This window comes from Rossellomorea oryzaecorticis (assembly GCF_038405515.1).
In the GTDB taxonomy this organism is placed as follows: Bacteria; Bacillota; Bacilli; order Bacillales; family Bacillaceae_B; genus Rossellomorea; species Rossellomorea oryzaecorticis_A.
Genome location: NZ_JBBYAF010000010.1, coordinates 14634 through 39719 on the forward strand (window position 1 = coordinate 14634; position 25086 = coordinate 39719).

A 25086-nucleotide genomic window follows, 5' to 3' on the forward strand; every position below is an offset into this window, starting at 1 on the left:
CTGATTGTTCTCCCTCATGATGAGTCTCCTTTCAATCTGCGTACGTTTGATAAATCTTTTCGATTTTGCCCGTCATGACCTTGCTTGTTAAGTGCCGGCGGGCATAAGCTTCCGCCGCTTTACCGAAAGCGCCGCGTTCTTCTTTATTGACGATGAACCGCTTGATCGCTTGGGCCAGTTCTTTCACATTCCCGGGTTCACAGAGGATGCCGGTATCTTCATGCTGGACCATTTCCGGTATGCCTCCGCATGTGGTCGAGATGACGGCCTGTCGTGAAAACATCGCCTCCATGACGGAAAGGGGGAAGTTATCATTCACGGTCGCCAGAACATAAATGTCAGACATCGAAAGAATCTCGGGGATATCATGACGCTTCCCGAAGAAAATCACATTATCCAGCTCAAGTTCTTCTGCCTGCTTCATGAGTGTTTCTTTCATAACCCCGTCCCCGACGATCCAAACTTCTACATTGGCAAGATGTTCACGGATCGTGGCCAATGCTTCTAATAGAAATCCGTGTCCTTTCCTGGGGGAAAGCCGGGATACGCTCGTGAGGATGATATTTTCATGGGTTCTGGGAGGAATCGGTGTAAAGTCGATCCCTGTATGAACGGTAGCCAGCTGATCATCCCTTGCGCCAAAATCCAGCAGGTTCGGACGGAACGAATCGGCGATCATCACGATTTCTGTACTTGCACGTATCCCTTCCTTCTCAAGTTCAGTAAAATAGGCCTCTTCTATAGACCCTTTTTGCATTTTGTTGAATTTCAGCCTGCTTTTTGTAAAGAAGCCGTGCGGTGTAAAGAGCAGCGGTTTTTGGAGTGTTTGATTTAGGTGTCCGAGTATGAAGATGGCAAACAGGTCTTGAGCATGGATGATATCGTACGTGTCGAGATCTTTTTCTTTTAAGAACAGCTCGAATACATGGAGATAGCTAAGGTTCTTGACGATTTTCTCATTTACGGTGCCGTAGCGGCTGCGCATAAAGCTCCTTGCTTCATAGGCTGCCTGCGGAACCCATTTCTCGAGCTGAAGGGAAGACATCTGGTTTGGTGCGAAGACGTCGACTTCATGGCCGAGCTGTTCAAATCCTTTTTTGATGGAGGTGATGTAATGAGACAATCCGCCTGTATGAGGATATTGAAAGAACGTAATATATAAGATTTTCATCTTTTTCTTTCCATCGCCTCTTGATTTCTTACCGAATGGCCGAAGTGTGACCGGGTCCTCCGTTTTCCGGTCCACTCCGTAAAAGTCATCCATGACGGCCAGAAGTGACGGATGTATATGGAGAGGGGGCATTCTGCTCACATCGTGTCATCCTTTCAGGTGGCTACTTATAAATTCCAAGTTCACTTCCCCAGGTGGCTATTTTTTCTAAATGATATGGAAGCAGTTCGCCTCCGCGGTTTTCAAAGTATCGTCTGAACTGAGTGTGTAATCCTTTTTCCAGTGTTCGTTGAAGATAGGCCATTTTGTATAGGTCCATCGGGTTTGTATTGAATACAATTCCATGTTTCTTCATTTCATTTGTATACACTTCGACGGCATGTGTGCGGATTTCTTCTGCATTACCTTGCCAATCCTTTCGAAACGCGAGTAAGATTTCCACCAGGACAATCATGTCAAACCAGACCGGAGAGTACTTGGCGGACTCCCAATCGATGAATTGGATCTTCCATGGCTCATTCCTGCTCACATCTTTTGAGCAGATGTTCTGCATATGAAGGTCTCCATGGGTGATGGCAGAACCGCTTTTCATCAATTCCGGGAAGAAATCAGGACCTTTGCTGTAAATGGTTTTCAGTGCTTTGTAGTGCGGTTTGATGAGGTCTTTCAGTTGTTTATCCTTCTTGGCCTGATCCAGAAAGCTCATGGTGTTGGTGGTGAATTTTTCCCTGTCTTCCTTCATCTTGGCCGAATTGTATAGCGGGAACCAGGACTTGAATGTGTCCTTCTCATTTTTAAATCGGTCTTCAAAGGTATGGGCATGGAGCTTTGCAAGGGTGGGGATGATGTTATCAAAATGTTTAGGTGTAAAGGTCAGCTGTCCGCGGATCTGACGGACGAACTCCATGAATACCCATGTGTCACTCCCGTGTTTCGCTATCAGGTAGATTTCGGGAAGGAACTCTTTTAAAAAAGGGTAGGCCCTGCCATAGACGTTGATTTCGACTTCATTTTTATATTTGGTTGAATGATAGATTTTAAAAATGATGGGGAAGGACTCTTCCAGATTCTGGACCTGCAGTTGATAGATACTGCTCCGTTTCGTTGATTTCAGGTTTTGTATCGATGCTTCCAGGATGGTTATTTTTTTGCCAAGTGAACGAGAGAGCTTCCCTTCAATATCATTTTTCTGAAAAAGAGAATACAATTCCTTTGGTGTGTGCAACTGCGATCATTCCTTTCGATTTCTTTTCCACGCATTCCATAAATGCGATGTGGTGCTCCTGATGAATGGCATAGGGTCGTCTAAAGCAAGGAGGGCGTATACCTTCTTTCCTTTAAATCCCCGAAGGAAGTCCTTCCACGTCATTTCTCCATTCCTGCGCTTTTCCAAAAAGGTAAGGAAATAGCGCACGAGGTAGATCCACTGAACCCCATCGATTTGCTCCAGCTGCGGGGCAGGATCCCCTCCTGTGAGGTAGAGATAATAGGAGTAGGCAAAATCAACCCCGGAATGACCTGTCAAACTATGCGTCAGCCAGAAACGGGGATTGATTTCGATGAGCTTAAACTGACCGTCGCGGGGATCTTGCTTGTATTCGATCATGCTGACGCCCTTCAGTCCGAGTTCTTTCAGCAGGGGAACCCCAATGTCGACAAGCTCCGGGACCCGCTTGCTCACGATATGCGCTCCCGTTCCGAATTCAGCAGGAAACTGGTGATTCTTCTGAAGTGTGAAGAGGGAAAGCAGATTCATATCGTCGTCGAAAAATGCAGCGACTTTATAGAAGGTTTGGTTGTCACCCGGTATGAGCTCCTGAATGATCAGTTCACCGTATTTGCTGTAAACGGGAAAAACTCTCTTTAATTGATAGGCGTCGTGGATTTTAATGGCTTTCTTATTGATGTGCTTTCTGAATTCATGGCCGAAGACCGGCTTTAGGATGCAGGGGAATTCCAGCTGAAAAATGGCTTCGTCAAGCTGTTCATCGGTTTCAACAAAGAAGGTCTTCGCCGTTGGAATCGAATATTTCATGGCAAGGTCGTAGGTTTTCTTCTTATCCAGTAAATCTTCGATCAGCGAATGCTCCGGATAAAGAAACAGATAATACTCTGATAGTTCAGCCCGGTACTTCGATATGAACACGACGTAATCATCTGCCCCTGCATAAAGCACCGGCTTCTGGTCAAACTTGATCGCCACTCCCTTTAAAAAAGTGAGCAGCGCTTTTTCTTCCGTCAATGGACTTGGACATACCGCGCAAGAAGCGAGTCTTGATTTTCCTTTTGAATAAGGACCTTTTGTGTCATATGCGTATACATCAATCCCTCTTCGGGCAAGAGCGTGGATGATGCCCACTCCATTAGCACTTAAATCGAGTACAACGGCTGGGTGTGATGGCATGTTAGGATCCTCCCGAAGTTAATAGATGTTGGTAAATGTGTTCGATTCTTTGCACCATCGCTTCACGCGTGAGACGGTTCTTGGCATATCGGGAAGCATTCTCTGCAAGTTTGCTTCTTAAGGCACCGTTTATGATCAATTGTTTGAGCTGTGTTGCCAACTGAACGACATTCCCCGGCTGGACGATGAGGCCGGTTTCATTATGATGAACAATTTCGGTGATGCCGCCGCAATTGGTCGTCAGCACCGCTGTGCCGCTGTGCATGGCTTCGATGATTGAAATCGGCAGGTTATCATTGATGGTCGGCAGGACAAAGATATCTGTCTTGCTCAAAATCGCTGGGACATCATCTCTTTTTCCAAGGAACTTAACGTTTTTGAGACCTAATTCCTTCACTTGTGCTTCGAGTGCTTCGCGCATTTCTCCATCGCCGACGATCTGCACTTCCACATCCTCATTCAATTTTTTTAATTTAGAAAGAGCCAGCAGCAAATCGGAATGACCTTTTCTCGGGCCTAATCTGGCCACACAAGAGATGACGACTTTTCCACTCGTGCCCTTGCGTGGAAGGGGAGTGAAATCGATTCCCGTATTGACCGTTGTCAGTTTAGAGGAGCGCGCGCCAAGCCGGCTGAGCGGTTCGCGGAATGAGTCGCTCAGGATCACCATGTGAGTGGCGTATTCGATGGCTTTTTTCTCAATTTCTTTGTAGTAGACTTCTTCCTCTGATCCTCTCACGATCCGGTTGAATCTGACCCGGCTGAAGGTGAACATGCCGTGCGGTGTGAATAAGAGCGGCTTCCCGAGAGATTCATTGAGCCTTCCCAATATATTGGCGGTGAACAAATCCTGTGCATGAAGAATATCGTATTTTTCGAGCTTGACCGATTCCAACATCTGTTCGTAGATATAGAGGAGACGGCAGCTTTGAATGATTTTGCTGGTGTAGGTCCCGTAACGATTCTGGAACAATGTCTTTAACTGTGGTACGACAGCCTCCCGCAGTGTTTCAACCTTGGCTGGTGAAAACTGATTTGGAGAGATGACGTCTACTTTATGCCCGGAAGCCTTTAATCCTGCTTTCAAGGTAGTAATATAGTTTGAGAGGCCGCCGGTGTGGGGGTAATCCCAGAACGTGGCGATGAGAATCGATAGTTTCTTTCCTGGTTTACTTTTCTTCTTTATTGATTTATCTTTTTTGTCTTTCTTTTTCCGCTTGGAATCCTTGTCCTTAACCTTGCCTTTATCCTTGCCAGTACCCGTCTTTTTCAGAGTGACAGGTTTGGCCTTGACTCCATAATGTTTGTCTAAGGCAGTAATGACGTAAGGATACGGAAAGTGCATTTCATTCATATCCAGACCCTCCTGATGACTTCGAATGCTTCGGCATACGGCACCCCGACCGTCATGCCCCTGACGCTTGCCAAATGTTTGACTCCCTCATAGGAACGAGGATGTGGAAAATCTCTCATTTCGACATCATAATGTTTTAAGGAAGCAATTTTTTGATCAATCGTAGATGAGACATCCACATAATAGTTCGGTTTAAATTGTTTATCATTTGTTTGGGTATTCCATTCACTCGAGGATACCGTTTCAAATGTGATCAGTTCGATCGGCTGTGTGTTCGGTGCCGGTCGGACAGCGGTCAATACAGCTTGAAACGTAATCTGATGATCCCGGTTCACATCACCATAATGATGGGTAAAAATTGTAGCAGGCTGATAGATATTGATTAGTTTCTCGATTTCTTTGGTAAAAAGATGAAGCGGCATCATCTCAAGCTCCAGGTTCGGATGCTCCAGGAAAATCACTTCTTTAATGCCGATTTCTTTGTTTGCTTTTCGGGCAAGCTTCTGAATATGATGGGCTTCTTCTTTCCTTCCGTTCGCTGTAATGATCGAGATGACTCTATTACCTTGATCTACTAGTCTTTTAAGTGTGCCTGCAGTGCCCAGTAGTTCGTCATCTGGATGTGCGGCTATGACCAATACAGTTTCTTTCATTCCTTTCACCCCATTCTTATCTCTATTACCTTAGTATATGTAGCTTGTAATATAGTCGAAACAGACATTAGCACAGGGCAAATGTCTGTTTCTCCAAACTTATTTTTTCCTTTTCTTCTGCCCGATGCTGATGCCGCCGCTGATGACTTGCAGCCTTACATATCCATCCGCGTCGATCCAAATGAAGAAGTCGCGTCCGGCTGTTAAAAACGTTCCCTGCTTATCAAGCAGTTTGCTGCCCGCATACACATTGATCTTGTCACCGAGTGTGAAATATTTATTCAAGATCGTTGTATATGATTCCTCAACATTTTGGTCTTGGGTCGTATGAGGGGCAGGGTCTCCTGCAGTCTCTGTTTCTTCTGCCGGGATGCTTCGGCTTGAACCGCTGTTTACTTTGGCAGGTGTCTCTTCCTGTGTTTCTGCTGATTCAGATGGTGTGCTGGGTTGGGGGGCGGCCTCTGCTGCAGAGGGTATATCCGCTTCTGTCTGAGTAATTTCCTCATCTATTTCTTCTTGAACTAGTGCTGGTGTGTCGTCGTTTAAGTCTTCGATTTCGTCGTTATCAACAATTGTTTTTTCTACTAACATTTCTTCAGAAGCTGTTTCAAACTCTTCAGCGGTGATGTTGTCTGATAGAAGGTCTTGCCCGTTTCCGCCGTTATCGTCAGTTTCGATTTCAATAGGGTGGTGATCCTGTACATCCTCGATTTCAGCCTGTGTCCCGGAAGGAGTGGTGGCTAAGTCTGATTGTCGGCTGCTGTCTATTTCTGTTGGTGAGTGTTGATCGATAGATTCTTCAACTGGTTCTTCGTTCAGTTCGGATGGAGTTTCTTCTATTAGGCTGTCGATTCCGTGTTCGATGGTGGTGTTTTCTTCTGGAACTTGGTCTTGTGTGCTATCAGATTCTTCAGGTGTAGAGTTGTCTGATAGAAGGTCTTGTTCCCTATTAACTACATGTGTTTCAAGTACTGGATGGTGATCATCCACCGGTGCTGCATGAAATTCCTCTGTTACGGAAGTGGTGATGCCGGAATCAACTTCTTGACTGACGGCTGATTCTTCCTCAATAACTTCACCATCATGCGTAGTTTCTTCAGATTCAACGAATGTTGTGTCACTGTCTAGACTGCCGGATTCTTCTGTATGGGTACTGACTGATTCCTCGAATGAGCTTTCCTCGATGGACTCGTCATCTGATTCCATTCGTCCGATTGACGGAATTTCTTCGCTTAGGGTTTCGTGTTCGCTTTCAGGTTCTGATTCTTCAAAAATGACTTCCTCAATTTCCATAGAAGGAATGTCTTCTGTCAGTGTTGCGGATTCGTTGTCAGGTTCTGACTCTTCAAAAGTGATTTCCTCGATATGCTGGTCAGCTGCTTCCTCAGTTTCAGTTGACGGAATGTCCCCGGCAATTGTTTCGTGTTCGTTCGCAGGTTCTGGTTCTTCAAGAGTGACCTCCTTGATTTCCATAGAAGGAATGTCTTCTGTCAGTGTTTCGGATTCATTGTCAGGTTCTGATTCTTCAAAAGTGATGTCCTCGATATGCTGGTCAGCTGCTTTCTCAGTTTCAGTTGACGGAATGTCACCGGCAATTGTTTCGTGTTCGTTCGCAGGTTCTGGTTCTTCAAGAGTGACTTCCTTGATAAGGTGGTCATCTGTATCCTCAGGATCAGTTGAGGGAGTTTCCTCGAAACGGTTTTCATATTCGTTCGTAGTTTTTGACTCTTCAAAAGTGATCTCCTCTATATGCTGGTACTCTGCTTCCTTAGTTTCAGCCGTTGAATGGTCTTCATAAAACCATTCGTGTTCTATCATCATGTCATATTGGGGGATTTTTTCAGAATTCACATTTGGGTCTTCAATTTCATCAGTTAACATGTCTTCGGGAATGTGAGTGTACTCATATTCATTGGATTCATCTGGTTCGGCAGCTAAAGCATGGTCATCGGCTTTATCGACATGTTCAGCTGTTGTGCAAGACTGTACGGAGCCGTCTGCTGGTTCTTCATTGAGTTTTGATCCATCTGCCTCGAGAACTTGATCTGGGTAATCGGTGCCGGTATGGTGCGGAACTTCATTCAGAATGTCTATTTGGTTTGCTTCGGTTTCCTGGTTTAAAGAAGAGTGTTCTGAAATTGCAGTTTCATCGTTTTCTGGGATGTCTTTCTCCAGTGAGGCGACGAATTCTTTGTTCTCTATATCATTAAGCGGAAGGTCAGATTCACCATTACCGTCTTTATCATGTGAAAAAGCCTCTGTTGCATATGGGGCTGGAAGGTCAGTCACTTCCTCATGCCCATGATTCAACACATTTGATTCAGGAGTTTGAACAGAATTGTCTGCTTGGTGCTGATTCGATAGTTGTTTGGTTTTGCTCAGATGATCGATTGGCTCCATATTGTCGATTGTTTCCTTCGGTTTCTCGATTTGCACTTTTTCCTTGGACGCGGACGATTTTTTTGGCATGTGTTTTGGTTTGACTGAAGAATATTTTAATTGGTGCAGGCTCTTGCTGCGGTCGATATAGTTGACCCGCTTGAACGGTCCATCATCACGCGGTGCTAGCCGAGGACATTTTCCGCGTCTTTTAGGACGTTTATGTTTGGAGATCTTGGAAAGAATCACGCTTGGCTCTGCATCATTTTCCAGTGTGATGTCGAAGGCTGGCCGTTCTGACATTGGATGATGAGCGGCTTTTTTGTTAAGGCTGTTCACCATGCTGTAAATCAATTCGGAAACGTGGGCCTGGTCCATGAGCGCGTTTGTATGCGGCGGCGGAGGAAAGATGAAGGGTTCTTTATCTTCCTTCAGATAGCGGATGAAAATGGATTGATTGTGGCTCGGAACCAGTAAGTCTTTGTAATAATACAAGGAAAAAATCCTTGGTAGCAGGTGTTCGTTTATAAAAAGAAAACAATTGGGCATGGTTTTCTCACCTCCATGTCTCTCTATCTTCTTATAAATTATTCAAGAGCCCGATTTGAGTGAGTGGAAATTATGAATCTACTACAAAATAGGCTATACATTCTGTTTTTTCATACATATATTGATTATGAATTGCAGACTAAACGCAAAGGAGTGTAAACGAATATGTTGAATGAATTCAATGAGTCCTCTGAAAACAGAGACCACCTCGACGATCAAAGTCATTCAGAGCAATCACCTGTTGAACAGGATGGAGTGACAGGCGGGGAGGATGAGCAGCCTGTGGAGACGAATAAGGAAAAGTCTTCATCAGGCGGGGATTTCAATCAAATACCAACCAAATCTCTTGCAGAAGTGCTAAATTCCATTTTCAGCTTAGGTGATCATCTGGAAGTGTTATATGAAGATGACAAAATTGACGACAATGGAACATTTGTAGCTGCCTTCAACAAAACCCTCTTGTGGGCCGATCATGACGGCAATTTCAATGTGACCGACCTAAACGGTCCTCTCTCTGTAAAGAAGGTCCCTTCTAAGAAGAGACGAAAGAAGAAACAGAAAGAGAACAAGAGAGGACATCGTGAAGAAGAAACGAAGGATCCAAAGTCCATCATGAAAGAAGTAATGAACACGATGGAACATGAAGAGAGCGAGAACGAAACAGAAGAAAATGTAATCCTTCGAGTCATGCATGAAGACAGTGAAAATGAAGAAACGTCTGAAGTCACCTTCGAAATCATCGACAATTCCTTAGAAGAATCGGGGGGCCACGAGGAAACCTCTACGGAGGAAGAAAGCCATGATGAAGCCGGTTCTGATGAGGAAGAAATCACTATTGTAATGGATGCAGAGGAAGATCACGCTGAGACAGACGACATTCTTGAAATATCTGTAGATGATACGGATTTTGAAGACGAAGACTCAGATGAGGAAACTGAGGAAGAATCATCGGAAGAAATCGAAGAAGAACTGGATCTTGAAGAAGAAGCTGCTCCAGAAACAGAAGAAGCCATCCATGTTGAAGAATATGGAGATCTTGAAGAAGATGATGACCAATCTGAAACCGAAGAAGAACAGGCCATTTCACTAGTAGAGGAAGAACCGGAAAAAGACCAGGCTGTTTCCCTAGTAGAAGAATCGCTAGAGACATCTGACAGGGTGGAAGAAGAAGCGGCTGACACCTTCGGGGAAGGTTCAGATGCTATTGAAATCACGGTTCTTGAAGACTCAGCTCAGGAGGAAAAGAGAGATTAGTCTAGTAAATTCTTTTAAAAAAGCAGAAATTTTTTTGAAATCTAGTTATCTGCCTTTACGCATTAATGAATTCGGCATAAATATAGAGTAAACACCGAAAGGAGGAAACATAATGGCAAACTTGTTTGGTAAGTGTGGAAATATGGCTGATTTCCTTAACAAAATTTTATCTATGGGTGACAAAATCGAAGTGTTGTCCGGTGACGACGAAATCGAAGAGGGTTCATTTATCGGTGCAAGCGACAACTTTGTAGTTTGGGTTGACGACGACGGGGACATGAACACTTCTGATTTGAACAGTGTGACTGTTCGTAAGGTATAGTCATCATGCAAATCGAAAATGACTGGAAACTCTTCCAGTCATTTTTTTCTGAAAAAAAATGAAACGATAGGTAAGAGCCCTATCAATTTTCAATTTATTTAATATAAATATATAGACTGATTGATTAAAGGAAGAAGGGAGGAGTCACAGTGGGACTTTCTGAAAAGTTGAATAACGTACTGAAGCTTGGTGACAAAATTGAGGTATTATCAGGAGCTGACAAAATCGACTGCGATGGAACATTCATTAATGCAGAAGATCACTACCTGGTATGGTCCAATGGAGATGGAGACATTTTATTTACTCAGCTTGATAATGTAACGGTTAAAAAGGTGTAATGATATAGAAGGATCTTGGAGGATGCAGTGCTTTTGTAGCGAAAGTACTGCATTTTTTTTATGGAGGAGCTGTCATGGTTCAAGATTGAATCCTATAGACAAAAACGTACTTGAACAAGGCTCTGGAAGACAAGAATTTCAGGTGGCTTGTCCACTTTTGTACCTCTTTGAAAACGGTCTTTCCTCAATTTGGTCACAGGAAAGACAGTCTTCGCAGGCGGCAGCCGTCTATTTATGTTTTTTCCAGGCATTAAATAGCTTCGGATTTATATTCTTCACATGTACAAGGAACTCCTTGGTTAATCCGAATTTGTCCATCCCTTTTAACAGCTTCGTAGGAACCGGGGAATCAGAGGTGAACGCGCGTTTGTGATCAATGACTTTGAAATCGCCATTTTCATCCATCAGCATATGGCGAACCTCCGTATCCCATCTTGTAAAGCCTAATTTCTTGAATTCATCCAGAACGAATAAAATCTTCTTCGTCATATCTTCATTTATTGTCCCATGCCGCTTCATATGGCGGGCAAGGGAGATGCCTTTAATGAATTCCATTACAATATAATTGTCTCCGTATTCATATAGCCGCGGCATTATGGTCGAGGATTGCCCGATTTTCATAGCCTCGAGTTCCCTTCCATGCGTTTCTTCCTTAAAGAAGTACTTTACGACTTTATCGTCGGCTACTTTGTAAATTTCCCCGTCTTTCCCGTCACCGATCATATTAAAGGCTGCCAGATCTTTTTGGCTGATTTTCTTGCTTCCGTTAAAAAGATTCTCCACCGGTCTTCACTCCTTTGCTTGGTATTCTTATACTTTTTCTATATTGTATGGAAGTAGAAACGTTTTCGTAACCGAGCCAAACGTTGAAATTTAATAGAAAGCCTCCCAAGCTTTCCTTCATATCACTTTACTCCACAACCTATCGATGAACATTTCAGTGTAGGGTCTAATTACCGCTATTGATTTCCGTGCAAGAGTTCGCTTTCCGCGGGTAGCCCGTGAGCCTCCTCGGTCGTACCTCCCTGTGGGAAGAAAAGCGGAGAGGCTTTGTTCAGAGGCGGGTGGCATAAGGCGAAGGGGCCACGAAGGCGTTCTTTGCCTTCTTGGACGGTTTGACTTATGACATGTGCCTCTAAGCCCCAGAGCTGGACAAGTCTCACATCAGCTACTCTTCCCGCAGGAGTCTTCGTCTTGCACTCCAATCAACCGCTGGAACAAGTTAAAAACTAACCGTACACATGAACAAATCCATTAAAAAACCCGAACTAGAATTCAATCAGTTCGGGTTTTACTTAGATTAATTAGTTTTAAGGTTTTTTGGCGTGCAGAAAAGTTATCGTTCTACCTTATTCCCTTCGAAAATCTGCACATCGATCGGGGCTGCCATATATTCAGGGGCTCTTCCTGCGAAAGAAGTGAAGTGTCCGCTTGTGTTATGGGCTTCAACGGCATTGGCGTCTTTCCAAATTTCCACCATCGTATAAGACTGTTCATTTTCTGTATCTTTCATCAGATTATAAGAAATGTTTCCTTTTTCAGCTCGAGATGCCTCGACGAGTGAGTACATTTCTTCAAGAAATGCCTGTTCTTTTTCAGGATTGATTTGGAAATGTGCGTGAATGATGATCATGTTGTTACCTCTTTTCTTAAGAATTTGGATTAAAGACTGGCAGGTTCCGTTAGTTAATGGGGGACTATGACAAACAACTATTTGTTGCAGATCAGGAACGGTTCGATACCCCGTTTTATTTCCACTCAGTGATTTTTTCGACTGGCAGCCGAACGGATTTGTATCCTTCGTCAGCTGCTTTTCCAATGGAAATCAGCATGACAGGATAATAGCGCTCTTTATCCATGCCGTAGGCTTCTGCGATTTGATCCTTTTCATAGCCGCCGATTGGATTCGTGTCGTATCCGTGAGCGCGGGCTGCAAGCATCAGCTGCATGGAGACAAGTCCAGCATCAATCAGGTTCATTTCTTTGTATTGTTCTTTCGGCATTACATCAAGAAGTCCTTTGATGGACGGAAGCTGTCTGTCCCTGACTTCTGCCGGCATGTAGCCTTTTTCTACTGCTTCATCGTAGATTTCATCGGCTAAATCGAGGCTGTTCATATCAACAAATACAGCAATGACGGCTGCAGATGTTTTAACCTGTGTTTGATTGAACTTAGCCAGCGGGGCAAGGGTTTCTTTACCTTCAGGGCTGTCGATGACAAGAAAGCGCCATGGCTGAAGGTTGACTGAAGAAGGAGCGAGCGTCGCTTCTTGTAAAATCTCAGTCATTTCTTCCTTGCTGATTTTGACGGCTGGATCGTAATTACGGATGGAACGGCGGCCCGTGATGATTTCCTGAAAGTCATTGATTCTAGTTGTATTCATGTTGAATTTCTCCTTTGTTATTAATAGTGGATGTTTTTTAGGTTGTGCTGGATTCGGATGAGCATATCCGACAGTAAATCTTGTTCATCGAAGCTGAAGTCCTTCAGCACCTGAGCGATGAACTCTTTTTTCTCCTGACATAATGCATCGATTCGTTCCCGGCCTTCAGTTGTTAAACGAACAAAAGTAATCCGGTTGTCGTCCGGATTCTTGCGTCGGGATACCATTCCTTTGGCTTCAAGCTGCTTCAAATGCCTGGTAACAGCTGCATTGTCTATATTCACTTCCCGCTGCAGGGCACGCTGACTGATTTCCCCGACTTCAATCAGCTTATGAAGAAGGTCGAGCCTCGATTGGCTGATGCCGGTGCAGCGTTCGAACTTCGGACTCATCTGCTTATAGATATCATTAATATCCCTTAAAATCTTTTCCTCTGTGGACAAAGCATCTTCCTCCTTGAACTCTATTAATTGAGGGGTCAATCATTGATGCATCAATTAATATAATATACATGTGTTTGAAAGTCAAAAATTTGATTTCATCTCTATGCACAAGGGGGTGCTTTTTGAATGAAGAAACACCCTGAATCATGGGGGATCAGGGTGTTCTTAGGTTATTCATCATCTCCGGAAATGACTAATGCGTCCTCACCTTCTGAGACGGTTTTTTCGATGTGCTGCTCTCCCCATGAGCAGAGCATCTGCAGGGCGGGGGTGAGTGAGGTGCCGTAATCGGTCAGGTCGTATTCCACTTTCGGCGGCACCTGGTTGTAGATGATCCGGTTGACGACGCCGTCTGCTTCCAACTCGCGTAATTGCTGCGTGAGCATTTTTTGTGTGATGTTCGGCATCAAGCGTTTCAGCTGGCTTGTGCGAAGCGTCCCGTTGTCGATGAGGTGGCAGAGGATGACGACTTTCCATTTGCCGCCGATGACTTCCAGGGCAGCTTCGACGGGGATATTGTATTTTTTCATTGGGAACCCTCCTTGCTTGTATTTTTTCGTTCTGTATATCCTGATTTGTCAGTTAGCGTTAATTGAATGATTTACAGATGAATATAACATAAGCTTTCATCTGTTTCCTAATAACGGATTGTCCGCCATATAGTTACCCGGTGGTGCCTATGCCACTCGAAAGTGCGTACTTCACAGATTTTTCGGAGGGGTTCATAATCGAACCTGTACTATGATGGTACGACAAATTTCCGGATCATCCTATAGGGTACTTGCAGGTACCTATAGAACTTCATGGTACCTACAGCACTTTAAAGTGCGTAATTCCATTATGGAATTATACGGTTCATAATGTTGGTACACGGGAAAGCGGAAGGCGCCTTCGTAAGTACCGGATGTAAGATAGAAAGATGTGCTTCGTGCCTGGTGGTTTGGATAGTTAGGTCGATTAGCTCTTCGAAAAGTGGGTGTATTTTGTCTTTGATAATATAATGGGATTTTTGATAATAAACTGTCCGTTTTTGATAATATATCCTGATTTTTGATAATAAAATTCCATTTTTTGATAATAAGTTGTTCCGGCGGGCAGTAAGGGAGCGGTATTAACACTAAAACAAGCTCTTTCAAGCAATCTTTTAAACTCAATCCGACTTGCATTCAACTGAAAACTGATTAAAAGCTTTAATAAACTGCCATGCCATTCTATTTATACTAAAAAGGAGGAATTCTTTATGAGTTCTCATGCACATACAATGAATCACTCAAAAACAAAAGGCGGCACGCCGGCTTTATTGGCGCTGGCGATCTCAGCCTTTGGAATCGGGACGACAGAATTTGTCCCTGTCGGATTACTGTCATCCATTGCAGATGACTTTTCGATTTCTATTACACTTGCAGGGTTGTTGATATCCGGGTATGCGGTCGGAGTGGCGATCGGGGCACCGATCCTTACCGCTTTGACTAGTAAAATGAACCGGAAAACGCTGCTCATGTCGCTGATGATTTTATTTATCATCGGAAACACGGTCTCTGCATTGTCAACGAGCTACGGGCTGCTGCTTGCCGCCCGGTTCATCACGGCTTTTTCTCACGGGATCTTCTTCTCGATTGGTTCCACGATTGCCGCGGATTTAGTACCGTCCCACAAACGGGCGAGTGCGATCGCGTTCATGTTTACCGGACTGACGGTCGCGACCGTTACGGGAGTGCCGCTTGGAACGTTCATAGGACAAGCCTTTGGCTGGAGAGCGACGTTCTGGGGAGTTGCACTGCTCGGAGTCATCGGGATCATTGCGAGCTCCATTCTCGTACCCAAGGACTTAAAAGAAGCCCCACCTGCAAAATTCAAGGAACAACTGAAAATAGTAAGCAATGGGAAGTTATTATTGGCATTTGCAATCACCGCACTTGGGTACGGAGGAACATTCGTTGCGTTTACGTATCTGACACCGCTATTGGAAAATGTAACAGGATTCAGTTCGAAATGGGTAAGCATCATCCTGCTTGTGTACGGAATTGCAGTCGCAATCGGTAACGTGATCGGCGGGAAAGCATCTGACAAAAATCCACTCAAGGCACTGTTCTGGATGTTCGTCCTCCAGGCGGTCATCCTTGTTGCGTTAACGTTTGCTGCACCATTCAAGGTCGTCGGCCTGGCAGCGATCTTCCTGATGGGCATGTTTGCGTTCATGAACGTACCGGGTCTGCAGGTACTGGTCGTGAATCTGGCGGAAAAATATGTGCCGTCTGCCGTGAACGTAGCATCAGCCCTGAATATCGCGGCGTTCAATGTCGGGATTGCCATCGGTTCGTTCGTAGGCGGACTCATCGTTGATGGCCTCGGTTTGATCCATACTCCATGGATCGGTGCACTGATGGTCGGTGGAGCCGTGCTGTTGACGGCTTGGCTGCGCAGGCTGGAGCAGGCTTCTGCGTAGAGAAAACCAATAAGATGTAAAGGCGCCTCGTGAAATGGCATGGGGTGCTTTTCTATGTCGTTTGAAATGTTCTGCTGGCGGGAACTTTTATGGTAAAATAAGGATGGTTACATGTGTGGTTTTTTATGCTTATGTCAAAGGTTATTGCTCGTTAAGGAGTGGTTCTAGCAGTTGATTGGAGTGGAAGACGAAGACTCGTGCGGGAAAAGTGAAATCAACTGCGGTGTATAAAAGAGACAACTGGGGAATGGGGGAGCGGAATGAAGCGTTTCGTCATCATGACAGCCGGCAAGACACACAGCGGAAAGACGACATTTGCAAACAAATTGGAAGAGCAACTGGAGAACGCCGTTGTTGTCGATCAGGATCGTCATGCTGAATTTATCAACACTTATTATAAAAAGTTACTGGCAAAACAAGGGCCGAACACTATCAAATATGCCGTTACGAAAACAATCGTCGGCCATGCAGTCGAGGAAACGGACTGTCATCTCATCATCAGCAACTCAAACCGAAGCAAGAGCGGGCGGAAGGATCTGCTGGATTATTTTCACAGAAATGGCTTCAACAGTATCCTGGTCAATTTTGATTTGCCTGACAGTGTACTAGAGGAGCGCATTTCAGTTGGTTCGCGCAGTAAAATCATATTTAGGAGTGCGACTACTTTTGAAGAAGTGCTGGCGCGGCAAAATACAGATTCAGATCAAGATGACGTGATGCCTCCGGTCGAAGGAGAAGCGGACTATTTATTCGTCATCAGGGATGAAGTGGATGTTGAAGGTGTGATTCAAGAGATAGCGGGGATAGCTCATAGTTTAGGAGTGGGGGACGTTTAATCATTTGGCAGGAGAAATGCTGGATAAATAACAGGGTAGCTGAATCCTGACGTGTCATAGAATAAATGAAAAACTCGCCCGGGCAAATCCAGGCGAGTTTTTACATTTAAGATTTCAACAACCGCAATCCATTCAAAATAACCAAGATCGTACTTCCTTCATGCCCGATGACTCCATATGGAAGGTCGAGCAGCTGCAGGAAGTTTGAAGCAATCAGCACCATGATAACGGCGATGGAGAAGACAACGTTCTGCTGGACGATGCGCTTCATTTTTTTCGATAGCTTGATAGCTTCAGCGATTCGGGTGAGGTCGTTTTTCATCAGGACAACGTCAGCGGTTTCAAGTGCGACGTCGGTTCCTTCACCCATCGCAATGCCGACGTTGGCCGTTGCGAGGGCAGGGGCGTCGTTGATTCCATCGCCGACCATGGCCACTGTTCCGAAATGGTTCTTCAGTTTCTTCAGTTCTTCCACTTTCGTTTCAGGAAGGCATTCGGCAATGAAAGATGTGACCCCGGCTTCCTTTGCAATGGCGCTTGCGGTCTTTTCGTTATCACCGGTAAGCATGATCGTTTCGACGCCTTCTTTCTTCAGTAATTCGAGGGCCTCGATCGTTTCCTTGCGCACGACGTCTTTTAATGCGATCAATGCGGTGATTTCACCATCTTTAGCGGCAAACACCGTGGTTTTTCCTTGAGATGCCAGTCCGCTGTATGCTCCGTTCATGAAGCTTCCGGCGAGTTCTTTTCCGACAAATTCAGCTTTGCCGATCTTCCACTCAGAACCGCCGACCAGTGCTTTGACACCCCAGCCTGACACATCTTCGAGTGAATCCGGCTGAAAGAGTCCAGCCTTCAATACGTGGCGTACATGACCAACGATAGCCTGAGCGAGCGGATGGTTCGATTGATTTTCAATGGAAGCGATGACGGTCATGACTTCCTGTTCGTCAAATCCTTCGGCAATCAGTGTATCGGTCACTGCAGGTTTCCCTTTCGTAAGCGTACCTGTTTTATCAAACGCGACCGCTTTAAGGTTGCTCAGGTTCTCAAGGTGCGCACCGCCTTTAAAAAGAATCCCGTGCCGGGCTCCGTTTGAGATGGCGGACAAGCTTGCGGGCATGATCGATGCTACAAGTGCGCAAGGGGAAGCGACAACGAGCAGCACCATCGCGCGGTAAAAGGTCTCCGTCCAGCTCCATCCAAGCAGGAAGTGAGGTGCGAACATCATCAGGAAGACCACGGCCAGGACGACTTTTACATAGGTTCCTTCGAAGCGTTCGATGAACAGCTGGGAAGGGGACTTCTCGCTTTGTGCGGATTGCACAAGATCTATGATTTTCTGGAATAACGTTTCGCTGCTCGGTTTTGTCATTTCGACGGTGATGGCACCGTTGATATTGACCGTCCCGGCGAATACTTCATCGCTGGCTGCTTTTGTGACCGGCACTGCTTCACCGGAAATCGCGGCTTCATCAATGGACGTCGTTCCTTTTACGACCATGCCGTCAGTCGGAACTCGTTCGCCCGGCTTGATGAGGATGTGATCGCCGATTTCAAGGCTTGAAACATGAACTTTCTTTTCACCTGAGGATGTCACGAGCCACGCTTCCTCGGGCTGCATTTCCATGAGGGCGGAGATTTCTTTCTGACTCTTGTTCATCGTATAAGTTTCAAGTGCTCCGCTGACGGCGAAGATGAAGATGAGAATCGCGCCTTCCGTCCAGTAACCGATGATGGCAGAGCCGACCGCTGCGAAGATCATCAGCATTTCAACATTGAGTTCCTTGTTCTCGATTGTCTCTTCGATTCCTTCCTTTGCCTTTGCGAATCCGCCGACGACGAAGGCGAGTAAATAGAAGATAATGCTGAGGGTGTCCGTATCTCCTTTTGAGAAAAGCCATCCGAGTAATATGAACACACCGCTGATAAGCGCTGCAATTAATTCTACATGGGGTTTTATTTTTTCAAGGAAGTTGATTTGTTCTTTGGGATTTCCGAGTGATAGGGCTTTGGATTGTGAGCTCATATGGTACTCCTCCTTTTGTAAATGAAAATAAAGTTTTCTAAATGAGAATAATAATCAACGTCATTCTCCTTATAAAACGACGAAAGCTGCCACCTGTTAAGGATGACAGCAAATCTATAAGTGTTAGGAATGGACTTTTTAAAGAAACTTTTTATTTATAATTATTATAATCTGATAGTACCATATCTATATGAGAAAGAAAAGGGTTTTGTGCGGATTAATTTTGCGTAAGTTCCCGGCGTCTGTTTTGCAGGGAAAATACGAGCAGGCTTGCAAAAATCACAAGCATCATCAAGCTGATCAGATAGAAGAAGCTTGGCCCGCTGAACCATTCGATGACGATTCCGCCGATGAACGGGCCCATCATGCTTCCAAAGCTGAAGAAGATGCCGCACATGATATTTCCCGCAGGAAGCAATTCCTTCGGAAGGAGATCGGTCATATAACTTATGCCGAGCGAGAAAGTCGACCCGACCGCCATGCCGGCAAGCGTGAAGCAGATGAATAACCCAAGCGTCGATTCCGATACGACTCCTGCAGCGGTAAAGCACGCGAATCCGATCAGCATGACGATGAGAAGCACATTCTGTCTCCCGTATTTATCACTCATCATACCCAATGGGACTTGTGAGATGATGCTTCCGACGGCAAAAGCGGGAAGCAGGATCGAGACGGCTTCGATGGATATTCCGTTTCGAAGTGCGAATACCGGGAAATTTCCGTTCAGTGATGCTTCGAGAAAACCGTAGCCGAGTGGGGGAAGGAGTGCCACCCATGCATATTTCAGGACTTTTCCAAAACGCTGGAACGATCCCAGAAACGAAGCACTGCCCAAATTTTGCTGCTCGGGGAATTCGTTCTTCAATTTGAAGACGAAGCTCCAGACGAGTAAGCTCAGCAATGAAGAGATCATGAACGGCAGCGCTTGGCTGATTTCAATAAGCTGTGCCATCAGCGGGCCGACGGCAAATCCGATTCCGAATGAAACACCGTAGATCGATATGTTTCTTCCCCGATGCTCTTTCGGTGAAAACGATGTAATCCATGTTTGAGTGGCGAAATGGAGCATATGGTCGCCGACGCCGATAAATAATCGCAGCACAAACCAGAACCAGAACGATTTCCACAATGGAAAAAGGAAGAGTGACAATGCGACGATAATTCCGCCGATGATGATCATCGGTTTGTAGCCGATTTTCTGAAGCGGCTTTTCCATAAGAGGTGAAGCGAGCAAGATTCCTATATAAAGGGCGGTGGCGTTCAGGCCGTTCAAGGAGGAGGATAGGCCGTCCTGCTCAAAGATGATCGCGATCAGCGGCAGGAGCATGCCCTGTGAGAAGCCTGAAATCGCAACGATTGCCACGAGTACCCAGAAGCGGAAGGATAACGATTGATTCATTTACAAAAACTCCTAAACTAGTAAATTTCCTTATTAGATGGTACCCCGGAATTGATTGTTTGGCAATGGGGAGCGGATAGAGTAAAATCTAGAGAAACAACTAAAGGAAGAGAAAGGTTGAGGTTTAATGGAATTCAAGATGCAAGAAGGCGGTTTTTATTCTGATTTGGGGTTTGGGAAGCTTGAGGTGTCCGGTAACGAAGAGTACGGGTTCCGTCCGTTCCAGCTGTTGGTTTCGTCTGTAGCTGTCTGCAGCGGCGGTGTCCTTCGCAAGGTGCTTGAGAAAATGCGAATCGAATTTGAGGATATCCAAATCAAAGCGGATGTCGTGCGAAACGAAGACGAAGCGAACCGCGTGGAAGAAATTTCACTGCATTTCACGATCAAGGGAGAGAACCTGGACGAAAAGAAAATCGAAAAAGCCATGAAGCTCACACGCAAAAACTGCTCCATGGTCCAATCCGTACAGGACTCCATCAAAATCGAAGAAACCTTCGAACTCGTCACGCAGTAACGCGCTGATGCAACGAGGGACGGGCCTTCCGGGGGATTACCATTCCCCGGAAGGCCCGTCTCTTTTTAGGTTTCAACTCTAATGAGAAGAGGGAATAAAGTGGTAGCACTGTCAGATGCCAGAGCGCAGGCCGGATTAAATGCCATCGAAGGCACGTCCTAGACTGCGTTAATGCGCTAAAGGACCGTCCCTCACTATGCTAAAGTGTCAGTTCCTGCGGTTCTTTGCCTGGTTTTTCATAGTAGAGGATGGTGACTGGTGTGAGTTTGAGCAGCATGTATTCAGGGTCTTCCGGGCTTGCTATCCAGTGCTTGAGCTTTTCTGACCAGAATTTCTTCTTTAGTTCAGCCGATTCCTCTACAGATGCTTTCGCTTCTATCTCTACATAGTGCTCATGATCGGAGTCGCGGTCGTATCCGAGTAAGATGTGAACATTCGGGTTCTGTGCGATATCCTCGGCTTTATGGGCGTGCTCATTTGTGGCTGTATAGAGAGTAAGCTCTTCATTATTGAACATCATGAAACGTGAATACGGTTTGCTGTCACGGATGGTTGCCAGTGTCCCGACTTTGTGGTGGGAAAACAGTTCTGCTACTTTATCTTTTAACGTGTTTGTCATGAAAGGTACCTCCTGAAATAGTTCTATCTATTAATGTGGCTTTTCTTGTTGGTTTCATGAGTTTCTTGGCAAAAAAATTTTCACTCTCCATAAACTAGTAAGGGACCTTACAAATATTTATCATGAAAAGAGGACTGCGCTGTGAATAAAATCTTTTTGATTCTTGTATTGGCCGGCGTTCCATTGTCCGTCACCGGAAGTCTGCTTCACTGGCCGACTGTCATGATGTTTGGCGTATATTGCGTGACGATTATTGCACTCGCAGGCTATATGGGGAGGGCGACGGAAAGTCTGGCCGTGATTTCAGGTCCGCGGATTGGCGGGCTGTTAAATGCCACATTCGGAAATGCAGTTGAACTTATCATCTCTATCTTTGCATTAAAAGCAGGGCTGATCGGTGTCGTACTCGCGTCACTGACAGGTTCCGTACTTGGAAATCTCCTGCTGGTGGCGGGACTTTCCTTCTTCGTCGGGGGAATCAAATTCAAAAGACAAAAATTCAATGTATTTGATGCCCGCCACAATTCAGGACTTCTGATGTTTGCGATCATCGTCGCCTTCGTCATTCCGGAAGTGTTCGCACAGGAAATGGATGAAGCGGCCACGATGACGATGAGTCTCGGTGTTTCTGGGATTCTGATCGCACTTTATTTGTTCGCGCTTTTCTTCAAACTTGTGACCCACCGCGGGGTGTATCAACATGAAGAAGGGAATGGGGAGCATGCTCATGAAGAAGAGCCGGAATGGAGTAAAGGGAAGGCACTTCTCATTCTTGCGGCTTCCACAGCAGCCGTTGCGTATGTATCCGAAAGCCTTGTCCACACATTTGAAGAGGTCGGCAGTACATTCGGCTGGAGCGATTTGTTCATCGGGGTCATCATCGTAGCGATCGTCGGGAATGCAGCCGAGCACGCATCCGCTATTATTATGGCATATAAAAACAAGATGGATATCGCCGTCGAAATCGCGGTGGGCTCCACCCTGCAAATTGCCATGTTCGTCGCGCCGGTGCTTGTGTTCATTTCATTGTTCTTCGAAACGAGTATGCCGCTCGTCTTTACTCTGCCGGAGCTGGTTGCGATGGTATCAGCCGTGCTCGTCACAATCATCATTTCGAACGACGGGGAAACGAACTGGTTTGAAGGGCTGACGCTGCTGGCTGCTTACTTTATCATGGGAATCGGATTTTACCTGTTGTAGGGATTGGAGATTTACTTGGAAGGAATGAGAAGGACGGTAATAAGAAAGACGATAATTGTCGAATATCTCGACAAAAAAACAGCGGTGTCCCCGAATGGGACCCGCTGTTTTTTTGGGAAATAGGAAATAGATTATGAAAAACTGTCAGCGTTCCATAATGTCTGACAGCCCTCCAGGTTCTCTTCATTATAAAATATTTATTGAATTTTGTAAATATTCTTTCAGTTACGGGATTTTATTATTTCTTGGATAAGCTTTTGCAACTAGGAAAAAACTAAGGGCAAACCCTTAAAGTAAAAGTTGAAAGGAGTCTATCCCATGAAATTAATGCGTACCGTTCTTATGTTCATTCTCGCATTCTCTGTTGCTGCTTCAGGCACACACGCCGAAAAGAGTCCTGCTCCGAAAAAAGAAACGGATTCTTCAAAAGTGACGATTCCCAATTCCGTTCTGAATATCGCTAAGGAAAACACATACCCGAATTCGACGCAGGATCAGCCTTATCTGCAGCCGAGTGATTTTACTCAAGAGCTGCTGGATACGGCCAATGTTGATATTGAAAACCCGAACCTGATTCGCATCCTGAATGAGTCTTCGATAAATAAGGCGCCGACAATCGGATTGCGTGCAACCATCTATTTGGGCGAGTGGCCGTTGAACTATGCTTCAACCGAAACATCCCCTAACTGGGAATACCAGAAGATCAATACGAATTACTATGATAACCGAGGTGGAAAAGGCAACTATCAAATCCACTATGTTCAAGAAGCACAAAAAGTCGTTAAAGGCGGCCTGACGGCAAAGGTCCCCCACGCTGAAGATGTAGAAAAGATGATGATGATCAAGGCAATGAAGAATTCACAGCTTCCGCTCGCTTTCCAAACGATTGTGGGCGCCGGGACGAAAAAAAGCCAGGTTTATAATATTTCTCCGAAACGACTTGGCTATCTTTACGCGTATGCACCTGCCATCAATGAAAAAGGCAAGGTGACATACGGTGAGGTGTACCTGCAGATGAAAGGTACCAAACGCTCAGTTGTCGTTAAGAACGTTACTTCCCAAGGAGTCGGAGCATGGATACCGATCCAGGATCACATTCACTTTGGCTTCATGGCCAGTGAAACGCCAAGATAAAAAAGAAGGCCCGTCCCTCGCCGATTTAATGCGGTAAAGGGAGGGCCTTTAATAATTTTTGGCGAAAAGGTTTAGAACGTGTCGAAAGGTGGTATATAAATATCTCCACTATTTACTTTTTATTTTTTGTGATATATGTTATAATATTCAGAATACTCTAAATAAAGGAGGGATACTTTCATGGAATATTTATTAGTATTTGGAGCTGTTTTGGTTTTGGCGACAGCGATGAGAATCTGGTTCGGTTCGAGAAGAGCAAAGTATTATGCTGAGCGAATTACACGATACGGACTAGGTGAGCAGCCATTTGAGAAACCTGCCCGTGAAACAGCACCCATCAACAACAAACCATCGAAATAGAAACACTTCGGATCTCCTGTTCCGGGGTGTTTTTTTTGTTCTATTTATACGGGGCGTGATGTATTTCTGTTAAAAATAGCCCAGCTTCAATCAGAAGCTGAGCCATATGGTCATCGATGGATGAGAGCTTTTCTTTTAGAAAAATCAACATCTTTATAATACATGGACTTCACCAATACATTCGGCCCCAGGCAACGGGCTGCAGGGCAGTGGCAGTTCAATTCCTGCGCAAGCGGCTGTTCCTGCCATTTATCGAAAATGTCAGGGAGGGAATCATTTGTAATATTGCCGAGCGGCGGCGTGTCTCCGAAGTCGGTCACGATGACGTCGCCAGTGAAGATGTTTACGTTCAACCGGGAGCGGCCGTCGGGATCGTTGCGGACACTTACGTTTTTCGCAGTATACAGCTGTTTCAGTAATGTTCGGTCTTCTTCGGATGAACTGCATGGATAGAACGGCAGCGTCCCGAATAACATCCATACATTCTCATCCCGGAAATCCAGGATGTCTTTTATGGCTGTACGTGTTTCTTCCAACGATAATGTCTCGAGACTGGAAGCGAAGTCTGATGGATACATCGGATGAATTTCATGCCGGCCGCATTTCATTTCATCGACTACTTGGCGATGAATTTTTTCCAGATAGGGAAGGGTATTCTTGTTCAGCATTGTTTCGGCTGAGACGAGTACGCCTGCTTCAGACAATGCGCGGCTGTTTTCAATCATGCGTTCGAACAGCTTCTTGCGCTGCTCGCGTGTTGGTTTCCGCTCCATATTCGCAAATCCGACATCGATGAATTCATCCGTCGTCCCCCAGTTATGTGAAATGTGTAAAACATCCAAATACGGGGCAATTAATAAGTAGCGGTCCAAATCAAGCGTCAAATTGGAATTGATTTGCGTATGTACGCCTCTTGAATGTGCGTATTTGAGCAGCGGCAGTACGACATGTTCAACCGATTTCTTTGAAAGCATCGGCTCGCCGCCGGTTATACTAAGTGAACGGAGCGTCGTAATTTCATCAAGCCGTGCAAAAACGGTATCCATCGGAAGGGTATCAGGATCCTTTGGCGTCAGTGTGTAGCCGACTGCGCAATGATCACAGCGCATATTGCAAAGCGTCGTCGTTGTAAATTCAATGTTTGAGAGCGTGATGCCGCCATGATCCTCAACATCGAGGTAAGCTTCCCAAGGATCGTGATCAATCGACATTTGCTTGGAGAGAATGGTTGGTTTCATATTATATAAAAACTCCTTTGCACATAAGTCACTAACTCATTATTGAAAACTGAGTACCCC

24 protein-coding genes are annotated in these 25086 nt (G+C 45.3%); 9 read left to right on the forward strand and 15 right to left on the reverse strand.

Annotated features, from left to right (window positions below):
* Window positions 1–31: 31 nt before the first annotated feature.
* The 6 genes from AAEO50_RS06925 to AAEO50_RS06950 form a co-directional block, all read right to left on the reverse strand.
* Window positions 32–1303: a glycosyltransferase family 4 protein gene (locus tag AAEO50_RS06925; protein WP_341982003.1), complete on the reverse strand. Its 1272-nt coding sequence runs from the start codon at window positions 1301–1303 to the stop codon at window positions 32–34.
* Between the two features lie 31 nt (window positions 1304–1334).
* Entirely contained in the window at window positions 1335–2396 is a 1062-nt protein-coding gene (locus AAEO50_RS06930) for a phosphotransferase (RefSeq protein ID WP_341981871.1), read from the reverse strand.
* Between the two features lie 6 nt (window positions 2397–2402).
* Window positions 2403–3575, reverse strand: a complete 1173-nt coding sequence (locus AAEO50_RS06935; RefSeq protein WP_341981873.1) for a carbamoyl-phosphate synthase — start codon at window positions 3573–3575, stop codon at window positions 2403–2405.
* Between the two features lies 1 nt (window position 3576).
* Window positions 3577–4929 (reverse strand): glycosyltransferase family 4 protein, encoded by a 1353-nt coding sequence (locus AAEO50_RS06940; protein ID WP_341981874.1) that lies wholly within the window; start codon window positions 4927–4929, stop codon window positions 3577–3579.
* Entirely contained in the window at window positions 4926–5582 is a 657-nt protein-coding gene (locus AAEO50_RS06945; RefSeq protein WP_341981876.1) for a PIG-L deacetylase family protein, read from the reverse strand. Before AAEO50_RS06945 ends, AAEO50_RS06940 begins: the two co-directional genes overlap by 4 nt.
* 99 nt (window positions 5583–5681) lie before the next feature.
* Window positions 5682–8456 (reverse strand): hypothetical protein, encoded by a 2775-nt coding sequence (locus AAEO50_RS06950; protein ID WP_341981879.1) that lies wholly within the window; start codon window positions 8454–8456, stop codon window positions 5682–5684.
* Between the two features lie 219 nt (window positions 8457–8675).
* On the opposite strand from AAEO50_RS06950, the gene AAEO50_RS06955 reads away from it, so the two are divergent.
* The 3 genes from AAEO50_RS06955 (at window position 8676) to AAEO50_RS06965 (ending at window position 10424) form a co-directional block, all read left to right on the forward strand.
* A complete protein-coding gene (locus AAEO50_RS06955; protein WP_341981883.1) occupies window positions 8676–9764 on the forward strand; it encodes a hypothetical protein in 1089 nt (362 codons plus the stop codon).
* Between the two features lie 112 nt (window positions 9765–9876).
* Complete coding sequence (locus tag AAEO50_RS06960; protein ID WP_175987005.1) at window positions 9877–10086, forward strand: hypothetical protein; 210 nt, start codon at window positions 9877–9879, stop codon at window positions 10084–10086.
* Window positions 10087–10235: 149 nt separating this feature from the next.
* A complete protein-coding gene (locus AAEO50_RS06965) occupies window positions 10236–10424 on the forward strand; it encodes a hypothetical protein (protein WP_341981886.1) in 189 nt (62 codons plus the stop codon).
* A gap of 228 nt (window positions 10425–10652) precedes the next feature.
* Here AAEO50_RS06965 and AAEO50_RS06970 read toward each other — a convergent pair whose 3' ends face one another.
* The 5 genes from AAEO50_RS06970 to AAEO50_RS06990 all read right to left on the reverse strand — a co-directional run bounded on the left by AAEO50_RS06970 (window position 10653) and on the right by AAEO50_RS06990 (window position 13781).
* A complete protein-coding gene (locus AAEO50_RS06970; protein WP_341981889.1) occupies window positions 10653–11207 on the reverse strand; it encodes a kinase in 555 nt (184 codons plus the stop codon).
* A gap of 553 nt (window positions 11208–11760) precedes the next feature.
* Window positions 11761–12057: a putative quinol monooxygenase gene (locus tag AAEO50_RS06975; RefSeq protein ID WP_341981891.1), complete on the reverse strand. Its 297-nt coding sequence runs from the start codon at window positions 12055–12057 to the stop codon at window positions 11761–11763.
* Between the two features lie 115 nt (window positions 12058–12172).
* Window positions 12173–12808 carry a nitroreductase family protein gene (locus AAEO50_RS06980; RefSeq protein ID WP_341981893.1) on the reverse strand — a complete coding sequence of 212 codons (636 nt, stop codon included), beginning with the start codon at window positions 12806–12808 and terminating at the stop codon, window positions 12173–12175.
* Window positions 12809–12828: 20 nt separating this feature from the next.
* Window positions 12829–13200, reverse strand: coding sequence for a MarR family transcriptional regulator (locus AAEO50_RS06985; protein ID WP_341982005.1), 372 nt, complete (start codon window positions 13198–13200; stop codon window positions 12829–12831).
* A 221-nt stretch (window positions 13201–13421) separates the two neighbouring features.
* A complete protein-coding gene (locus AAEO50_RS06990) occupies window positions 13422–13781 on the reverse strand; it encodes a winged helix-turn-helix transcriptional regulator (protein ID WP_341981895.1) in 360 nt (119 codons plus the stop codon).
* A 710-nt stretch (window positions 13782–14491) separates the two neighbouring features.
* On the opposite strand from AAEO50_RS06990, the gene AAEO50_RS06995 reads away from it, so the two are divergent.
* Both AAEO50_RS06995 and AAEO50_RS07000 read left to right on the forward strand, forming a co-directional pair.
* On the forward strand, window positions 14492–15697 hold the full coding sequence (locus tag AAEO50_RS06995; protein WP_341981897.1) for an MFS transporter: 1206 nt from the start codon (window positions 14492–14494) through the stop codon (window positions 15695–15697).
* A gap of 260 nt (window positions 15698–15957) precedes the next feature.
* Window positions 15958–16533, forward strand: a complete 576-nt coding sequence (locus tag AAEO50_RS07000) for an ATP-binding protein (protein WP_341981899.1) — start codon at window positions 15958–15960, stop codon at window positions 16531–16533.
* Window positions 16534–16639: 106 nt separating this feature from the next.
* On the opposite strand, the gene AAEO50_RS07005 is transcribed toward AAEO50_RS07000, so the two are convergent.
* Both AAEO50_RS07005 and AAEO50_RS07010 read right to left on the reverse strand, forming a co-directional pair.
* Window positions 16640–18562: a heavy metal translocating P-type ATPase gene (locus AAEO50_RS07005; protein WP_341981901.1), complete on the reverse strand. Its 1923-nt coding sequence runs from the start codon at window positions 18560–18562 to the stop codon at window positions 16640–16642.
* 217 nt (window positions 18563–18779) lie between these two features.
* A complete protein-coding gene (locus AAEO50_RS07010) occupies window positions 18780–19961 on the reverse strand; it encodes an MFS transporter (RefSeq protein WP_341981903.1) in 1182 nt (393 codons plus the stop codon).
* Between the two features lie 127 nt (window positions 19962–20088).
* Between AAEO50_RS07010 and AAEO50_RS07015 the strand changes: the two genes are divergently transcribed.
* On the forward strand, window positions 20089–20475 hold the full coding sequence (locus AAEO50_RS07015) for an OsmC family protein (protein ID WP_341981905.1): 387 nt from the start codon (window positions 20089–20091) through the stop codon (window positions 20473–20475).
* Window positions 20476–20674: 199 nt separating this feature from the next.
* On the opposite strand, the gene AAEO50_RS07020 is transcribed toward AAEO50_RS07015, so the two are convergent.
* Window positions 20675–21094 (reverse strand): pyridoxamine 5'-phosphate oxidase family protein, encoded by a 420-nt coding sequence (locus AAEO50_RS07020; RefSeq protein ID WP_341981907.1) that lies wholly within the window; start codon window positions 21092–21094, stop codon window positions 20675–20677.
* 141 nt (window positions 21095–21235) lie between these two features.
* Between AAEO50_RS07020 and cax the strand changes: the two genes are divergently transcribed.
* The 3 genes from cax to AAEO50_RS07035 all read left to right on the forward strand — a co-directional run bounded on the left by cax (window position 21236) and on the right by AAEO50_RS07035 (window position 23788).
* On the forward strand, window positions 21236–22294 hold the full coding sequence (cax, locus tag AAEO50_RS07025; RefSeq protein WP_341981909.1) for a calcium/proton exchanger: 1059 nt from the start codon (window positions 21236–21238) through the stop codon (window positions 22292–22294).
* A gap of 318 nt (window positions 22295–22612) precedes the next feature.
* A complete protein-coding gene (locus AAEO50_RS07030) occupies window positions 22613–23428 on the forward strand; it encodes a YfkD family protein (RefSeq protein WP_341981911.1) in 816 nt (271 codons plus the stop codon).
* Window positions 23429–23608: 180 nt separating this feature from the next.
* A complete protein-coding gene (locus AAEO50_RS07035; RefSeq protein WP_341981913.1) occupies window positions 23609–23788 on the forward strand; it encodes a hypothetical protein in 180 nt (59 codons plus the stop codon).
* A gap of 110 nt (window positions 23789–23898) precedes the next feature.
* Here AAEO50_RS07035 and yfkAB read toward each other — a convergent pair whose 3' ends face one another.
* The gene (gene yfkAB, locus AAEO50_RS07040) at window positions 23899–25026 is read right to left on the reverse strand and encodes a radical SAM/CxCxxxxC motif protein YfkAB (RefSeq protein ID WP_341981915.1); all 1128 of its coding nucleotides are present in this window, start codon (window positions 25024–25026) and stop codon (window positions 23899–23901) included.
* Between the last annotated feature and the right edge of the window lie 60 nt (window positions 25027–25086).

Excerpts from the sequence above, each read along its gene's own strand:
- AAEO50_RS07015 (WP_341981905.1), top strand. The coding sequence starts at position 20,089 with ATGGAATTCAAGATGCAAGAAGGCGGTTTTTATTCTGATTTGGGGTTT.
- AAEO50_RS06990 (WP_341981895.1), bottom strand. The coding sequence starts at position 13,781 with ATGAAAAAATACAATATCCCCGTCGAAGCTGCCCTGGAAGTCATCGGC.
- AAEO50_RS06940 (WP_341981874.1), bottom strand. The coding sequence starts at position 4,929 with ATGAATGAAATGCACTTTCCGTATCCTTACGTCATTACTGCCTTAGAC.
- AAEO50_RS06935 (WP_341981873.1), bottom strand. The coding sequence starts at position 3,575 with ATGCCATCACACCCAGCCGTTGTACTCGATTTAAGTGCTAATGGAGTG.
- AAEO50_RS07030 (WP_341981911.1), top strand. The coding sequence starts at position 22,613 with ATGAAATTAATGCGTACCGTTCTTATGTTCATTCTCGCATTCTCTGTT.
- AAEO50_RS06980 (WP_341981893.1), bottom strand. The coding sequence starts at position 12,808 with ATGAATACAACTAGAATCAATGACTTTCAGGAAATCATCACGGGCCGC.
- AAEO50_RS07010 (WP_341981903.1), bottom strand. The coding sequence starts at position 19,961 with ATGAATCAATCGTTATCCTTCCGCTTCTGGGTACTCGTGGCAATCGTT.
- AAEO50_RS06960 (WP_175987005.1), top strand. The coding sequence starts at position 9,877 with ATGGCAAACTTGTTTGGTAAGTGTGGAAATATGGCTGATTTCCTTAAC.
- AAEO50_RS06945 (WP_341981876.1), bottom strand. The coding sequence starts at position 5,582 with ATGAAAGAAACTGTATTGGTCATAGCCGCACATCCAGATGACGAACTA.
- AAEO50_RS06985 (WP_341982005.1), bottom strand. The coding sequence starts at position 13,200 with ATGAGTCCGAAGTTCGAACGCTGCACCGGCATCAGCCAATCGAGGCTC.
- AAEO50_RS06925 (WP_341982003.1), bottom strand. The coding sequence starts at position 1,303 with ATGCCCCCTCTCCATATACATCCGTCACTTCTGGCCGTCATGGATGAC.
- AAEO50_RS07020 (WP_341981907.1), bottom strand. The coding sequence starts at position 21,094 with ATGACAAACACGTTAAAAGATAAAGTAGCAGAACTGTTTTCCCACCAC.
- AAEO50_RS06975 (WP_341981891.1), bottom strand. The coding sequence starts at position 12,057 with ATGATCATCATTCACGCACATTTCCAAATCAATCCTGAAAAAGAACAG.
- AAEO50_RS07005 (WP_341981901.1), bottom strand. The coding sequence starts at position 18,562 with ATGAGCTCACAATCCAAAGCCCTATCACTCGGAAATCCCAAAGAACAA.
- AAEO50_RS06955 (WP_341981883.1), top strand. The coding sequence starts at position 8,676 with ATGTTGAATGAATTCAATGAGTCCTCTGAAAACAGAGACCACCTCGAC.
- yfkAB (WP_341981915.1), bottom strand. The coding sequence starts at position 25,026 with ATGAAACCAACCATTCTCTCCAAGCAAATGTCGATTGATCACGATCCT.
- AAEO50_RS06995 (WP_341981897.1), top strand. The coding sequence starts at position 14,492 with ATGAGTTCTCATGCACATACAATGAATCACTCAAAAACAAAAGGCGGC.
- AAEO50_RS07035 (WP_341981913.1), top strand. The coding sequence starts at position 23,609 with ATGGAATATTTATTAGTATTTGGAGCTGTTTTGGTTTTGGCGACAGCG.
- AAEO50_RS07000 (WP_341981899.1), top strand. The coding sequence starts at position 15,958 with ATGAAGCGTTTCGTCATCATGACAGCCGGCAAGACACACAGCGGAAAG.